Annotated in this window: 17 protein-coding genes; 3 read left to right on the top strand and 14 right to left on the bottom strand. The window is 39.2% G+C overall.

Translation table 11 applies throughout. The features are described 5' to 3' along the window. Positions 1-130 precede the first annotated feature (130 nt). Positions 131-574 (top strand): hypothetical protein, encoded by a 444-nt coding sequence (locus I6F44_RS13075; protein WP_197102160.1) that lies wholly within the window; start codon positions 131-133, stop codon positions 572-574. Here the strand turns inward: I6F44_RS13075 and I6F44_RS13080 are convergent. From I6F44_RS13080 to I6F44_RS13115, 8 genes are all read right to left on the bottom strand, one after another. After that, positions 557-1,225, bottom strand: a complete 669-nt coding sequence (locus I6F44_RS13080; protein WP_165725178.1) for a hypothetical protein — start codon at positions 1,223-1,225, stop codon at positions 557-559. The two genes, I6F44_RS13075 and I6F44_RS13080, sit on opposite strands and share 18 nt — an antisense overlap. A gap of 89 nt (positions 1,226-1,314) precedes the next feature. Then, entirely contained in the window at positions 1,315-3,150 is a 1,836-nt protein-coding gene (locus I6F44_RS13085) for a DUF885 domain-containing protein (RefSeq protein ID WP_007585419.1), read from the bottom strand. A gap of 68 nt (positions 3,151-3,218) precedes the next feature. Then, positions 3,219-4,355, bottom strand: a complete 1,137-nt coding sequence (gene hemW / locus I6F44_RS13090; protein WP_007585418.1) for a radical SAM family heme chaperone HemW — start codon at positions 4,353-4,355, stop codon at positions 3,219-3,221. Beyond that, a complete protein-coding gene (locus tag I6F44_RS13095) occupies positions 4,352-4,951 on the bottom strand; it encodes an XTP/dITP diphosphatase (protein WP_007585416.1) in 600 nt (199 codons plus the stop codon). Before I6F44_RS13095 ends, hemW begins: the two co-directional genes overlap by 4 nt. A gap of 4 nt (positions 4,952-4,955) precedes the next feature. Next, on the bottom strand, positions 4,956-5,399 hold the full coding sequence (locus I6F44_RS13100; protein ID WP_007376526.1) for a DUF4426 domain-containing protein: 444 nt from the start codon (positions 5,397-5,399) through the stop codon (positions 4,956-4,958). Between the two features lie 60 nt (positions 5,400-5,459). After that, positions 5,460-5,993, bottom strand: coding sequence for a YggT family protein (locus tag I6F44_RS13105; protein ID WP_007585413.1), 534 nt, complete (start codon positions 5,991-5,993; stop codon positions 5,460-5,462). A gap of 27 nt (positions 5,994-6,020) precedes the next feature. Next, entirely contained in the window at positions 6,021-6,842 is an 822-nt protein-coding gene (gene proC, locus I6F44_RS13110; RefSeq protein ID WP_197102167.1) for a pyrroline-5-carboxylate reductase, read from the bottom strand. A 17-nt stretch (positions 6,843-6,859) separates the two neighbouring features. Next, complete coding sequence (locus I6F44_RS13115) at positions 6,860-7,573, bottom strand: YggS family pyridoxal phosphate-dependent enzyme (protein WP_007585410.1); 714 nt, start codon at positions 7,571-7,573, stop codon at positions 6,860-6,862. Positions 7,574-7,575: 2 nt separating this feature from the next. Between I6F44_RS13115 and I6F44_RS13120 the strand changes: the two genes are divergently transcribed. Together I6F44_RS13120 and I6F44_RS13125 are read left to right on the top strand one after the other, a co-directional pair. Beyond that, positions 7,576-8,616 (top strand): type IV pilus twitching motility protein PilT, encoded by a 1,041-nt coding sequence (locus I6F44_RS13120; protein ID WP_007585408.1) that lies wholly within the window; start codon positions 7,576-7,578, stop codon positions 8,614-8,616. A gap of 9 nt (positions 8,617-8,625) precedes the next feature. Beyond that, positions 8,626-9,762 carry a PilT/PilU family type 4a pilus ATPase gene (locus I6F44_RS13125; protein ID WP_010553294.1) on the top strand — a complete coding sequence of 379 codons (1,137 nt, stop codon included), beginning with the start codon at positions 8,626-8,628 and terminating at the stop codon, positions 9,760-9,762. Between the two features lie 90 nt (positions 9,763-9,852). Here the strand turns inward: I6F44_RS13125 and ruvX are convergent, their stop codons facing one another. From ruvX to I6F44_RS13155, 6 genes are all read right to left on the bottom strand, one after another. Then, entirely contained in the window at positions 9,853-10,302 is a 450-nt protein-coding gene (gene ruvX / locus I6F44_RS13130) for a Holliday junction resolvase RuvX (RefSeq protein ID WP_008170791.1), read from the bottom strand. 38 nt (positions 10,303-10,340) lie between these two features. Next, positions 10,341-10,898 (bottom strand): YqgE/AlgH family protein, encoded by a 558-nt coding sequence (locus I6F44_RS13135; RefSeq protein ID WP_007585401.1) that lies wholly within the window; start codon positions 10,896-10,898, stop codon positions 10,341-10,343. Positions 10,899-11,061: 163 nt separating this feature from the next. Then, positions 11,062-12,012, bottom strand: coding sequence for a glutathione synthase (gene gshB, locus I6F44_RS13140; RefSeq protein WP_007585399.1), 951 nt, complete (start codon positions 12,010-12,012; stop codon positions 11,062-11,064). Between the two features lie 54 nt (positions 12,013-12,066). After that, positions 12,067-12,801 carry a 16S rRNA (uracil(1498)-N(3))-methyltransferase gene (gene rsmE, locus I6F44_RS13145; RefSeq protein ID WP_007585397.1) on the bottom strand — a complete coding sequence of 245 codons (735 nt, stop codon included), beginning with the start codon at positions 12,799-12,801 and terminating at the stop codon, positions 12,067-12,069. A 69-nt stretch (positions 12,802-12,870) separates the two neighbouring features. Next, positions 12,871-13,371, bottom strand: a complete 501-nt coding sequence (locus I6F44_RS13150) for a hypothetical protein (RefSeq protein ID WP_007585395.1) — start codon at positions 13,369-13,371, stop codon at positions 12,871-12,873. Between the two features lie 62 nt (positions 13,372-13,433). After that, a complete protein-coding gene (locus I6F44_RS13155; protein WP_007585393.1) occupies positions 13,434-14,327 on the bottom strand; it encodes a DUF350 domain-containing protein in 894 nt (297 codons plus the stop codon). Between the last annotated feature and the right edge of the window lie 49 nt (positions 14,328-14,376).

The raw sequence follows: 14,376 nt of genomic DNA on the forward strand, positions 1-14,376 counted from the left end.
TTTGGCATTTATTCCACGTTATCGCCTATTTATGGGGAATAACCACACTGCATAGGCTCTGCCTTGCCTAAATACCAAACATACTGCTGCAAATTTAACCTCGAAAGATAAACAGGCCCTAGGAAATAATATGTCAGAGTCTAAATATGGTCAGTTTGTACTGGCGCCCCGTTCGTATTTTTTTACTGCTATAGCGAGCGTGGTGTTTGCGTTTATTGGCTTTAGTTATAATGCATGGCGAATGGAGGCAAGTGAAGAGAACAACAATACACGCATTGCTAGCTTTCAAATATTACAAGAACTAGCCGAGCTTGAGCTTATTGTATTTGCGGCACATTACGATAATAACAAAATAGATGGCAGCCCTAGAAAAGGCTGGGTTAAAGTTAACTTAATTCATGACTTAAGCTACTTAGCCGTTGATAAAGTACATTTAAAAACAAAAGACTTACAAAAGGTCTGGCAAACAAATTGGCCAAATATGATTGATCAGCAAAGTGCTGCGCAATCTATTACACATGCCATAGACAGTGTGCGTACAGAAGTTGTGAGTGAATTAAAGCGCCTTGATTAAGTGAGCAACTTGCGCCGTTGAGCGTTGCAAGTAAGCGGCGCTCAGTAAAATTGTGGTCTCGTTAACTTTTTGCCCTTTTAGTACGTTGGCAAGCTGCTGTTTTGCGTTAGGATTTTGTTTTTGCTCTATTTCCATTAATGCTAACAAAGCTGAAAATTCATGCTTTACCGGTGTGCTCGATTTATTTGCATAGGCAATGTAGCAGGCAACTGGTGTTAATCCGTGAGAGTTGGGCTGCGCCAACGCTTTAACTAAGTCATCATTTGATTCAAACAACATTAAAGAGCGTACATAGTTAAATGGCAGCTTTGTAGCATCGGCATGCTTAAACACATTGTGCAGTACATTATTTCCTTGAGTATCTTGTACTAAAAAGCCTTTATTTACTCTCAGCGCTGGGGTGAAAAAGCTCAATGCGTCAATATTAGTGAGTTGATTAATAAATAGAGAAGGTGCTGTATTAGTACTTAATATACGGATTGCTATGTTTTGCATAAAGTCATACTTAACACTCAACCGTTGGGCGCTGTCATATAAATGGTTAAGCTGCAAAGTTTGCTGAGCAGGGCTTAACTGCCTAAAGTCGTTATCGAGCTCATTTAACTGTTGCTTTGAAATACGCGCATTAAGTAGTTGTATGCTTAAATCCATTATTATTTCCAAAATCTTTTTTGATACTATAAAACAAAAAAGGCCGCAAATGCGACCTTTCATATTTAAAGCAATTGTTTAAATTGGTTTTAAGCCTTTTTGCTTGCTACCCATTCATTAACAAAGTTTTCTAGTACATTAAGTGGTACAGGACCATTTTTAAGCACTACGTCGTGGAACTGGCGAATATCAAATTTATCACCAAGTTGCTTTTTAGCCTCTTCACGAAGCTCTAAAATCTTAAGCATACCCACTTTATAAGCTGTTGCTTGTGAAGGCATTACAATGTGACGCTCAACCATTTTAACACCGTCAGATGTTGCATTAGGCGTGTTATTTACGTAGTAATCAATACCTTCTTGGCGAGTCCACTTCATTGCGTGAATACCCGTATCAACCACTAGACGACATGCGCGCCATAGCTCCATTGAAAGACGACCAAAATCTGAGTAAGGGTCTGAGTACATGCCCATTTCTTTAGGAATGAACTCTGAGTATAAACCCCAGCCTTCAATATACGCTGTGTAGCCACCAAATTTACGGAATTTAGGAATACCTTCTAGCTCTTGCGAAATAGCTATTTGCATGTGGTGTCCCGGAATACCTTCATGGTATGCCAGTGCTTCCATTTGATACGTTGGCATTGCTTCCATATCGTAAAGGTTAGCGTAGTAAACACCTGGGCGTGACCCATCTGGAGCCGGCTGTTGGTAAAATGCTTTACCTGCTGCTTTTTCACGGAATGCTTCAACCGCTTTTACTTTTAAACCTGCTTTTGGTTTAACAATGAATAACTCATCTAAACGCGTTTTCATTGTATCAATAAGCCCAGTGGCTTCATCAAGGTAGCGTTGTTTACCTTGTGCATCATTAGGGTAGTAAAATTGCTTGTCAGTTTTCATAAACTGCATAAACGCTTTTAAGTCGCCTTTAAAGCCAACTTTATCTTTAATTTCACGCATTTCATCATGAATACGTGTCACTTCAGATAGACCAATTGCATGAATTTCTTTAGCAGTTAAATCTGTTGTAGTTGTGCGCTTAAGTGCGTTGTTATAAAACGCTTCGCCATCAGGTAATTTCCATGCGCCATCGCGATCATCTGCGCGTTTTTCAAGCTGTGCAAGGTAATTAATTAGTTTAGAGTAAGATGGTTTAACAGCCGATTTTAATGCATCTGATGCATCGCTGATTAACGAGTCTTTTTCGTCTTGGCTAATTTCAAGCGCTGTTACTTTACGTTTAAAGTCAGCAAGCAATGTAGAATCATCGCCTTTTTCAAACGGTGCACCGTGAATAATGTTTTTGCTTGAATCAATAACATGCGGGAATACAAATTTAGGGGCAATGATGCCTTTTTCTGCACGTACAGTTAAATCAATAATAAGCTGATCAATAACACCAGTTACACCATTTAAACGAGAAATGTAGTCTTTAGCTTCTTTTACATTACTAATTGAGTGCTGATTAATTAAAAACGCAGGGATCATAGAATGCGTACCAAACATTTGGTTCACAGGGTAGTTATGGTAACGCCATTTAAAGTCAGCAATTGAGCTTTCAAGATCTTGTTTTTTTAAGTCGTAGCTAACTTTTGTTGCATCATCTAATAAATCACGGCTGATTGCTTTTAGTGCAACTAGGTCAGCTTTTGTTTGCGCTAAATCTTTAAGCTGTCTTTCTTCGCTGCCATCATCCCACTTATCGTAATCTTGCTTAATACCCATGTATGTTTGATATACAGGACTGCTCATTACGTCGCGGTTAAATGTATCTTCAAAAAATGCATTGGCTTTGTCTATTTCACTTTGTTGTGATTGAACTGCTTGTGCAATAGGAGCTGAAGTCGCTTGTTGTGTTGTTTGCTGGCAACCAGCAAGTAGTGCAACGCTTACTGCGGCCGCAATAAAAGTAAGTTTACGCATTGTTTTCCCTTTTGTTGTTAGAAACCCATTAGGGTGTTTTATATTTATTTTTTGTGTAACGCTGGGCGCTACACAAATAATTCTAGCAGGTCATTTAAAAAGCGATGACCTTTTAAGCTTACCTGCCAATGGCTATCTGTTTGAGTCAATAAACCTTTATTAATTGCTTGGTTTAATGCACTTTGCTGACTTTGCAGTGGCAGTGTTGTAAGTTTATTAAAATCATTAATTGGGCAAGGCTCAACAAGGCGAAAGCGATTCATAAAAAATTCAAACGCTAAATCGTCTTGCTCTACATGCCAGCTTTTATACATATATGGTTTAATTAAATCCATATAGCCGCGTGGGTGTTTAACCTTTTCAGTACGCGTAATAAGCCCTGTATTTGCATCAGTAACCTTACCATGCGCGCCGCAGCCAATACCGAGATAATCGCCAAAACGCCAATAATTCAAGTTATGTTGGCACTGATAGCCTGGTTTTGCATAACCCGATATTTCGTATTGTATGTAACCTGCTTGAGCTAGTAACTCGACCCCTTGCTCTTGAATGTCCCACAGTATTTCGTCTTGTGGCAAGGTAGGAGGTTTTGAAGCAAACTGAGTATTGGGTTCAATAGTTAGTTGATACCAAGATATATGAGGAGGATCGAGCGCTATTATTTGCTTTAAATCGCTCAGTGCATCGTCAAGTGTTTGCCCTGGTAAGCCATGCATTAAATCAAGGTTAAAGCTATTTAAACCGGCTTCCTTAGCTTGTTGCGCAGCATAATTAGCCTCGTCGCTGCCATGAATCCGACCAAGTGCTTTTAACTTGTCGTTTTGCATGCTTTGCACACCGATAGAAATACGGTTAATGCCTGCTTTTACGTAATCTTTAAAGCGACCTGTTTCTACTGTACCAGGGTTGGCTTCAAGGGTAATTTCACAATTGTCTTCAAGCCCAATTAGGCTGTCGACTTCATTTAATAATCGGGTATAAGCTGCACCAGTTAATAAGCTTGGCGTGCCGCCACCAATAAAAATACTGTGGATTTTACGCCCTTGTACTAGGTGCAAATCAGCTTTTAAGTCATCAATTAAATGCTGAACATATTCAGCTTCAGGTATTTCACCTTTTTGTCCGTGGCTATTAAAATCGCAGTACGGGCATTTTTGCACGCACCAAGGTACGTGCACATATAAGCTCAGTGGTGGAAGGTTCACAGGCCGCCTTTTTGCTGTAGCTCTAGCAATAGTTTTTGTAGTGCTTGGCCGCGATGACTCACTGCATTTTTTTGCTCTTTTGTAAGCTCAGCACTGGTACAATTTTTCTCTGGTACAAAAAATACAGGGTCGTAACCAAAGCCACCGTTGCCATTTTGAGTGAGCGTAATTTCGCCTTCCCAGCTTGCACTGCAAATAAGGGGGGTAGGGTCATCTGCGTGGCGCATTAATACCAGTACACACCAAAAACGAGCACTACGGATAGGGTTATTACCCAAGTCTACGAGTAACTTATCAATGTTATCTTGATCGCTGGCACCTGGGCCTGCAAAACGGGCAGAGTAAACACCGGGTGCGCCATTTAGGCCATCAACTTCTAAACCTGAGTCATCGGCAATAGCAGGCATGCCAGTAATTTTAGCGGCATGACGCGCTTTAATAATGGCATTTTCAACAAAGGTAGTGCCGGTTTCGGCAACTTCACCTACGTTAAAATCGCTCTGTGGAACTACATTAATATTCAGAGGGCTTAGCATGTTAGCTAGCTCATTTACTTTGCCAGGGTTACCTGTAGCAAGTACTAAAGTTTTGGTCATGTTATTAATCTACGTAAAATTTTTGCTGAAACTGTAATTTTTGAAATTGATTACTTTGTTGTATTTCAATCTCAAAGCGTAAAATCTCTTCGTTGGTATAATCAACTTGGGCAAGGTAATAAATTGAATCACCTTCTTTTACTTCTTTAAAAGTAAGCGTTTGTTTATTGCCAAGTAGGTTTCTAGCTGTGCCAGTAAGCTTTGCTGTTTGGGCTGTATTTTCGGCATCATTTTTTAAAACAGAAATATTCACTATGCCTTTGTATCCGCTTCGCTCAAGGCCATACGCTTTTGCTATTTTTGGCTGAATAAAAGTAGAAGGAAAGGCGATGTAGTGCACTTGCCAAGGGCCAAGCTCTTTATATTGTGCGCCTTGCATTTCTTCGCTTTGCGCGTTAAATGCAAATGCTAAACAAGCAATAAAACAAAACTTAATTAAACGGTTCATTATGTATTCCTCAAAACATATAAAAAAGAGGCCTTTGGGCCTCTAATTAAAAAATCCATATTAGACTAAAAAATCCATAAGCAGCATTTGCAAAAACTGAATACCAATAATAAGCACTAAAACTGATAAATCTAAGCCACCCATTGATGGCAATATTTTACGAATTGGTTTTAGCATTGGTTCAGTAAGCTGATGGAAAACCGCTTCTATAGGGTTATAACCTTGGCTAACCCAACTTAAAATAGCGCGAATAATAAGTACCCAAAAAACTAAGTTAAGGCCTTCTTTTAGTACCGTTATAAGTGCTTGTATAATTACAGGCTGTATTGCCCACGCATTATATATAACAAGCATTAAAGTACTAATTTTGGCTACAGCCACTATAAATGCCAGCAACAGAGATGCTAAATCAAGTCCGCCAAACCCCGGAATGATTTTACGCAGTGGTTTTACCGCAAACGAAGTGGCTTTAACCACAAACTGGCTCATTGGATTATAAAAGTCGGCTTTTGCCCACTGCAGCCAAAAGCGCAGTAATACCACCATTAAAAACAAATCAAACAGGGTACTGATTAAAAATTGCATGGCATTCATAGTGTAACCTTCAATAAAAAAGTGGTTTTAAAGTTCTTTTTCCATTTGCATCGCACGCGCAATACACGCATCCATTGCATCGCCAACGGTTTTAGTTAAGCCTTCATCTTTTAAGTGCTCAACAGCTGCGTGAGTAGTACCGCCTTTAGATGTTACGTTTGAACGTAGTTGCGAAATAGTAATATCAGGCTGGCTAAGTGCCATTTCAGCAGCGCCAAGAGCTGTTTGTTGTACTAAACGACGAGCGTCTTCATCATTAAAGCCCAGCGCTTTAGCTTTTTCTTCTATGGCTTCCATAAATAAGAAAAAGTAAGCTGGTGATGAGCCGGTCACAGCAATAATATCGTTAATTTGTGATTCTTTTTCGACCCATACAACAATGCCAGTGCATTCAAAAACTTGTTGTACAAACTCGTGTTCGCTTTGTGTTTCGCCCGCGCCATATAAACCTGATACACCACGGCCTAATAAAGACGGTGTATTTGGCATACAACGTACCATTTTAACGTCTTGACCTAGCATTTCACGTAAACGTTTTACAGTTAAGCCAGCAGCAACAGAAATAAACAGTTTATCGCTAAAATCTACGCCCGACTCTTGAAACGATTTACATAAATCGCCCATCATTTGTGGTTTAACAGACAAAACAATTACATCAGCATCGCGCAGGGCTTCGTTATTGTCACTGGTGGTTTGCACCTTGAAATCAAAGGCTACCTTTTCAAGCTTTTCTTGGTTGCGGTTAGTCGCAATAATGTTACTTGCGTTAAAACCGTTTTTTACCATGCCACCAATAATGGCGTAGCTCATATTACCTGTGCCTATAAATGCGATTTTTTTATCTGACATAAATCTGTTATCACCTTTTAAGTTCGTGTTCCAAAAATGTCTGTGCCGATCCTTACCATGGTTGAACCTGCACTAATGGCAGCTTCAACATCGTTACTCATACCCATCGACAAAGTATCTACTTGAGGATATTGGGTCTTTAGTTTATCAAAGCAAGTTTGTAATTGCTCAAAAGATTGAATTTGCGTATCCAGATCGTTGCTTTTAGCGGGAATTGCCATTAAACCTCGAAGTGTTAAGTGCTCACATTGGTTAATAAAATCGGCAAGTTCATCTATTTCATCGCGGTGGCAACCCGACTTCGCTTCCTCATTACTTATATTTACTTGAATAAGTATATTAAGAGGCTGTTTATCGTCTGGGCGCTGGGAATCTAATCGTTTCGCTATTTTTATGCGATCAACACTTTGCACCCAATCAAAGTTGGCAGCCACTAAAGCACTTTTATTAGATTGAATAGGGCCAATGAAATGCCAAATGATGTCGCTATATGACTGTAGTTGAGCTATTTTATCTATAGCCTCTTGAACATAAGATTCACCAAATTCGCGCTGACCATGCTCATAAGCTGCAATAACATCTTCGCTTGGTTTAGTTTTAGACACTGCCAGTAGAGTGACTTCGTTAGTGTTTCGTTGTGCAATTTTTGCCGCGTCTGCAATTCTAGCGTAGGCGGATGTGAGTCGTTCTGCTATTGTAACCATATATTTATCAGTTAGTTGTGGAGTCATAAATGGATATTACCGAATTATTAGCGTTTAGTGTGCAACACAAAGCATCCGATTTACATTTATCGTCGGGTGTTTCACCTATGATACGCGTAGACGGTGATGTTCGCCGCATTAATATACCAGCCCTTGCAGACAAAGACGTAAACAGTCTGGTTTACGATATTATGAACGATAATCAACGCAAGGACTACGAACAAAATCTCGAAGTGGATTTTTCGTTTGAAGTGCCTAATTTAGCACGTTTTCGTGTGAATGCGTTTAACTCTAATCGCGGGCCTGCTGCGGTATTTCGTACCATACCAAGTGAAGTGTTAACGCTTGATGATTTAGGTGCGCCAGATATTTTTAAAACAATCTCCGATACCCCACGTGGACTCGTGTTAGTGACAGGCCCAACGGGCTCTGGTAAATCAACAACACTTGCCGCTATGGTCGATTATATAAATCAAAATAAACATCACCATATTCTAACAATAGAAGATCCAATCGAGTTTGTTCACGATAATAAATTAAGCCTTATTAATCAACGTGAGGTACATCGCGATACTCATAGCTTTTCAAACGCGCTACGTAGTGCATTGCGTGAAGATCCAGATGTAATATTGGTCGGTGAGTTACGTGATTTAGAAACAATTCGTCTTGCAATGACCGCTGCTGAAACAGGCCACTTAGTGTTTGGCACGTTGCATACAACATCTGCACCAAAAACCATTGACCGTATTATCGATGTATTCCCAGGTGAAGAAAAATCAATGGTACGTTCAATGTTATCTGAATCTTTGCGTGCTGTTATCTCGCAAACACTGCTTAAAAAGATTGGTGGCGGGCGAGTTGCAGCACACGAAATTATGATTGCAGTACCTGCTATTCGTAACTTAATTCGTGAAGATAAAATTGCACAAATGTACTCGTCTATTCAAACCGGTGCGTCTGTGGGCATGCAAACAATGGATCAATGTTTAACTAATTTAGTTAATCACGGCATTGTTACAAATGCGGCAGCGAAAGAAAAAGCACAAGACAAAACACAATTTGGCGGGTAAGAAACTATTATGGCTTTATCTTTAAACGACTTTTTACTCATCATGATTGAGAAAAAAGGTTCTGACTTATTTGTATCGAGTCAGCTACCTGTAAGCGCAAAAATAAACGGTGAGCTAACAGCCCTAAGTGACGATAGGCTTACTGATGAGCAATCGCTTGAGTTAGTAGAATCTGCAATGAGCGAAAAGCAAAAAGCAGAGTTTCATACAACGAAAGAATGTAACTTTGCGATTGCCACCGACGAAGGGCGTTTTCGTATTTCTGCTTTTTGGCAACGCGATAAAGCAGGTATGGTTATACGCCGCATTGTGACGCAAATACCTGATGTGAGTGAGCTAGGTCTTCCTTCTATTCTTACCGATGTAATTATGTCTAAGCGTGGCCTTGTTTTGTTCGTCGGTGGTACTGGCACGGGTAAATCAACCTCGCTAGCCGCACTTATTGGTTACCGTAACCGACATCAACGTGGTCATATACTGACTATTGAAGATCCGATTGAATTTGTTCATGAGCATCGCAAAAGTATTATTACTCAACGCGAAGTAGGGCTTGATACCGAAAGCTTTGAGTCAGCACTTAAAAGCTCATTACGCCAAGCTCCCGATGTAATTTTGATTGGTGAAATTCGCTCTCAAGAAACTATGGAATACGCACTAAGCTTTGCCGAAACAGGTCATTTATGTGTTGCAACACTGCATGCTAATAATGCTAACCAAGCGATTGACCGTATTATGCATTTAGTTCCAAAAGAAAAACACGATAAGCTTAAGTACGATTTAGCACTTAACTTACGTGCAATTGTGGCCCAGCAATTAGTACCGACTGCTGATGGTGAAAGCCGTGTTGCAGCTATTGAAATATTGCTTAACTCACCAATGGTTGCTGAACTGATTAAAAACGGTGATATTGGTGGTATTAAAGAGGCAATGGCTAAATCGAAAGAAATGGGCATGCAAACCTTTGACCAAGCATTATTTGAGCTGTATAGACAGCAGCGAATTAATTACGCTGATGCACTGCATCATGCTGATTCGCCAAATGATTTACGTTTAATGATTAAACTGCGCAATAACGAGCAGCAAGGTGCGGGCTTTTTACAAGGCGTTACTATTGATGGCCTTGACGATAAAAATAGCGATCAATAATTTAAAAAGTAATAAATATAAATACTTAATATAAAAAAAAGCGCCAATTGGCGCTTTTTATTTATATAACAGATTATTTATATAGCCTGTTTATTCACCGTAACTAGACTCAAAAAAACTTTCTAAAATAATAACCGCAGACATATTATCTACGTTACCTTTGCCTAAGTTTTTATAGCCACCACTTTCAAAAAGTCGCGCTTTAGCATCCGCAGTCGTTAAACGCTCGTCTTGTGTTTGCACTGGAATGCCATAATGATTATGTAATCTGTTGGCAAACTTTTTTGCTTTAAAGGTAACCTCTTGTGACGTTCCATCCATATTTAGTGGTAAGCCAACAACCATTAAGTCAGGCTGCCATTCGGTTACTTGTACAGCAATATGGTCCCAGTTAGGAATGCCATCTTGTGCTTTTACAGCCTTAAGGCTAGAGGCGCTGCCTGTTAGCTCTTGCCCAATAGCAATACCAATACTTTTGGTGCCAAAGTCAAAGCCCATTACAGTGCGTTCGCCTTGCGGCTTAAGCGATTTTTTTGTCATGTGTATCTTGTTTAAGTTTGCTAAGGGTTAAGTTACTATTATGCGTGACCAGCTTCAGGGCTGAGTTGGCTAATATCAAAGCCCAACATTGAAACTGCTTTTTCCCATCGTTTTTCAACGGGGGTATCAAAAATGATCTTCGGATCGGCTTCTATGATCAACCAACTGTTATCAAGTAACTCTTGTTCGAGTTGTCCTTGCTCCCATCCTGAATAACCCAATGTAATAATAAATTGTTCAGGTGCTTGTGCGGTAGTTAAGCTTGCTAAAACATCTTTTGAGGTAGTGATCATAATATCGCTACTGAGTTTTTGGCTTGCTGAATAACCTGATTGAGGAGAGTGCAAAACAAAACCACGGTCAGTTTTAACGGGTCCGCCTGCAAACACACTTACTTTTGCTGCGTTTTGAGTTTTGTCGTTATCAATTTCTATTTTATCTAAAAGTTCGCCAACGGTAACATCAATAGGTTGGTTTATTACCAAGCCCATAGCCCCATCTTCATTGTGCTCACAAATATAGGTAACAGCACGTTTAAAAAAAGGGTCTTGCATCGACGGCATCGCGATTAAAAAATGATTTTCTAATGACTGCATAGATTTCACCCTTTTTAGTTAATGAACTTTGAGTATGGCACATACCTTTGTTTTTAAAACTAAAAAAGCACTTTCATACAGTTTAAAAATTAATAGTTAACAACTATATTAAAATTTATGACACGAAAGTGCTTTTAATAACGATAGGTAGATACTTATTTATTTATTTATCTAGCTTTCTTTCAATGGCATCAAACAAAATACCTGTAATAGAAATATCATAAGCAGCTTCAATTTCGCGCACGCACGTTGGTGCAGTTACGTTAATTTCAGTTAATTTATCGCCAATAATATCTAAACCTACAAATATTAAGCCTTTTTCTTTAAGCGTTGGTGCAACCGCTTGCGCTATTTTTAAATCTGACTCGCTAAGTGGACGGGCTTCGCCTCGACCGCCAACAGCTAAATTACCGCGTGTTTCACCATTTTGTGGAATTCGCGCTAAACAATACGGAATAACCTCACCATCAATAACCAATACGCGCTTGTCGCCTTGTTTGATCTCTGGGATGTAATTTTGCACCATAGCAAAGCGGCTGCCGTGCTCGGTTAGCGTTTCACAAATTACACCAATGTTGGCATCGTCTTCTCTAAGGCGGAAAATAGATGCGCCACCCATGCCATCAAGGGGTTTTAAAATAATGTCTTTATGCTCGGCTAAAAACTCACGAATTTGTTTTTGGCTACGTGTAACAAGTGTGTCTGGCGTATGTTCGCTAAACCATGCTGTAAATAGCTTTTCGTTAGCATCGCGAAGGCTTTGTGGCTTGTTAATTATTAACGTACCTTCTTGTTCTGCACGCTCTAAAATATACGTCGCGTAAATGTATTCAGTATCAAAAGGAGGATCTTTTCGCATTAAAATAACATCAAGGTCGGCAAGGGCTATAGTGGCTTTTTCTTCAAGCTCGTACCATTTTTCTGCATTATTAAACACTTGCGCTTTAGACGCTGTAGCGTACGACTTACCTTTACGAAGAGATAAATCATCCATCTCCATATAATAAATTTCGTAGCCGCGTTCTTGCGCTTGCATCATCATTGCAAAACCGGTGTCTTTTTTGATGTTAAATCCACTAATAGGATCTGAAATAATACCTAACTTAATTGCCATGCGCTGTGCCTTACTATAAATGTTACTGTTTATATGAGGGTGCTTTTAGTTATTTCAATTAGCTAAATCGCCAAATTGAAGTTGTAATGCACTTAAGACCGTTAAAGCGGCTGTTTCCGTTCGTAAAACGCGCGGGCCTAAGCGAATATCCACAAATTCTAGTTGTTTAGTTAGTGCCATTTCATCGTCGGTAAAGCCGCCTTCTGGGCCGACTAAAAAGCGTACGCCATCTTTAGGTACCGTAATGGTTTTAATGCTGTGCTCAGCACGAGGGTGAAGAGTGAGCTTAATTGCATTGGTTTGTTGTGCAAGCCATTGTTTTAAATCTACAGGGGGATGAATAATTGGCACAAAATTACGCCCAGATTGCTCTGCCGCTGCTATTGCAATTTTTTGCCATTGTTGGTGTTTTTTCTCAAGACGATCGCCCATTAGTTTCACGCCACAGCGCTGACTAAAAATAGGGGTGATTTCGGTAATACCCAGTTCAACTGACTTTTGAATTGTAAAATCCATTTTATCACCACGGGATACACACTGGCCTAAATGAATTTTAAGCGGAGATTCTACATCATGAGGATTAAGCTCTAACGGCATTACGACGACTGTTTTTTTTGTTACCTCAATTATTTCACTAAGGTATTCGCCGCCTTCGCCATTAAAAATAGATACATGCTCGCCTACTTTCATGCGCAGCACTCTGCCAATATGCCCTGCAGCATCGTCATCTAAAGTTACAGGGGTGTTTAGGGCAATACTCGATGTTTGATAAATATGAGGAACTCGCATAGGGCGTCACTTATTACTTAGCGTAAAAATATATACTGCTATGGTAAGTAAGCTGGGAGCTGTGCGCAATTATTTATTTTTATTAAGTTGCTCTGCAAGGTCTATTAAATCTTGTGGTGTGTGCGCTATATCGTGGTGATTTTGCGAAGGTTCCGTTAACGTCTCGTCAGTAACTAGGCTTAGTGTATAGCCTGTATCATCAAAGCTTATTAAAAAGCGTTCTTCATGTAACGAGTTATAAATAAAGCGTTGTTTATCGCTTGCTAGTAAGTAATCGGTACTATTAAAAAGGACTCCGTGTAAATCGTGATGCTCTTTTAGATAGTTAATTAATTCAGAAACGCTTATTTCGTTTTCAAGGTCGCAATAACTATAGTCTTTAATAAGTTCGTCAAACATCATTTTTACTAACTGGCGGGTATTGCTGCCTGCAGCAATAAGCGTACTCGCTTTTGTTTTACCATTATTATTTACATAGTATTCGGCAAATGCTCGGCTAAATTCGTTGTCTATGTCAATTAACAAGTAATTCGTTATTTCAAGTGGCATAGAGCTAGGACCTTGTTGCATTTAAGTAATTACCATTATTACTTAAATGCAGACTTTTAATGGCTGTATTTTAGTAAAAAGGTCTAAAGAGAAAACATGCTAATAAGTAAATAGCCTATAGCACAAAAAACAGCAAACTCTATACATGCTACCCCAATATTATCTTGATGGTCTATTTCAAGAGCCGTATCAATATTTGGTAAAGAGATAACTTTTATCACATACGTTAAGCTGTAAAGCAGTATCCACATTACACCGCAATGCATAACGAGTGTAAATATGTTTTCTACCATTTTACCGTTTTGAAATGCTGCGCTAGATAAACCAGCATACACAGCCAATGCTAAGCCGATTGATTTACCAGCATACCTTATACCAATAGATGTATTCTCTAGGTTAAAGTTACTTTGTAGCGAAGCTCCTTGATTTGCTTTTGCAAAACGGTGTTCTCGTATTTTACTATCCAGTGCAAACATTCCCTGAAGCGTAAAAAAGCTAACACAAGCAATAAGTAAGTTGCTGAATCCTTGGGTGTGCGTCCACGTGTACAAGCCAAGTGCGATAATACAGTTAGCGATTAACATGCCTGAATCTACCAATGCAGCACATACATTTTGTTTTAGTATGGCAGCTTCTTCGTTAAACCTGTGAAGTATCCATTTTCTGTGAATTAAATGACCCACTTTTATAAAAGTGAATAAAAGAATAATAATAATTAACACTTTTAACGGGTTTGACTGTGCGGTACTTATGCTTATTTCGTCAAATAAGAAAGCCATAGTGGCTATAACAACTGATATTTCAGATGCAAAACTAATACCCATGGCAAAGTTGTCGTGTTGTGCTAGCTCATCTTTAAGCGCTTGTTTTGCTTTGATTTGAGTGACAACTCGTAAACAAAAAATAGTTATGCAAATAACCGCAAAACTAATGGCAATCGCAATAAAACTAGTGTTAGATAAAGACAAATATGACATGGTGATCCTAATTAAGTTAACCTTTCTAGGTTTTAATCATTCTAGTACG

It is taken from the genome of Pseudoalteromonas sp. NZS11_1 (assembly GCF_015864275.1).
GTDB classification, from domain to species: domain Bacteria; phylum Pseudomonadota; class Gammaproteobacteria; order Enterobacterales; family Alteromonadaceae; genus Pseudoalteromonas; species Pseudoalteromonas arctica.

Excerpts from the sequence above, each read along its gene's own strand:
- proC (WP_197102167.1), bottom strand. The coding sequence starts at position 6,842 with ATGTCAGATAAAAAAATCGCATTTATAGGCACAGGTAATATGAGCTAC.
- I6F44_RS13100 (WP_007376526.1), bottom strand. The coding sequence starts at position 5,399 with ATGAACCGTTTAATTAAGTTTTGTTTTATTGCTTGTTTAGCATTTGCA.
- I6F44_RS13125 (WP_010553294.1), top strand. The coding sequence starts at position 8,626 with ATGGCTTTATCTTTAAACGACTTTTTACTCATCATGATTGAGAAAAAA.
- I6F44_RS13155 (WP_007585393.1), bottom strand. The coding sequence starts at position 14,327 with ATGTCATATTTGTCTTTATCTAACACTAGTTTTATTGCGATTGCCATT.
- I6F44_RS13120 (WP_007585408.1), top strand. The coding sequence starts at position 7,576 with ATGGATATTACCGAATTATTAGCGTTTAGTGTGCAACACAAAGCATCC.
- gshB (WP_007585399.1), bottom strand. The coding sequence starts at position 12,012 with ATGGCAATTAAGTTAGGTATTATTTCAGATCCTATTAGTGGATTTAAC.
- I6F44_RS13075 (WP_197102160.1), top strand. The coding sequence starts at position 131 with ATGTCAGAGTCTAAATATGGTCAGTTTGTACTGGCGCCCCGTTCGTAT.
- I6F44_RS13135 (WP_007585401.1), bottom strand. The coding sequence starts at position 10,898 with ATGCAGTCATTAGAAAATCATTTTTTAATCGCGATGCCGTCGATGCAA.
- rsmE (WP_007585397.1), bottom strand. The coding sequence starts at position 12,801 with ATGCGAGTTCCTCATATTTATCAAACATCGAGTATTGCCCTAAACACC.
- I6F44_RS13085 (WP_007585419.1), bottom strand. The coding sequence starts at position 3,150 with ATGCGTAAACTTACTTTTATTGCGGCCGCAGTAAGCGTTGCACTACTT.
- I6F44_RS13150 (WP_007585395.1), bottom strand. The coding sequence starts at position 13,371 with ATGCAACAAGGTCCTAGCTCTATGCCACTTGAAATAACGAATTACTTG.
- I6F44_RS13105 (WP_007585413.1), bottom strand. The coding sequence starts at position 5,993 with ATGAATGCCATGCAATTTTTAATCAGTACCCTGTTTGATTTGTTTTTA.
- I6F44_RS13115 (WP_007585410.1), bottom strand. The coding sequence starts at position 7,573 with ATGACTCCACAACTAACTGATAAATATATGGTTACAATAGCAGAACGA.
- I6F44_RS13095 (WP_007585416.1), bottom strand. The coding sequence starts at position 4,951 with ATGACCAAAACTTTAGTACTTGCTACAGGTAACCCTGGCAAAGTAAAT.
- ruvX (WP_008170791.1), bottom strand. The coding sequence starts at position 10,302 with ATGACAAAAAAATCGCTTAAGCCGCAAGGCGAACGCACTGTAATGGGC.
- I6F44_RS13080 (WP_165725178.1), bottom strand. The coding sequence starts at position 1,225 with ATGGATTTAAGCATACAACTACTTAATGCGCGTATTTCAAAGCAACAG.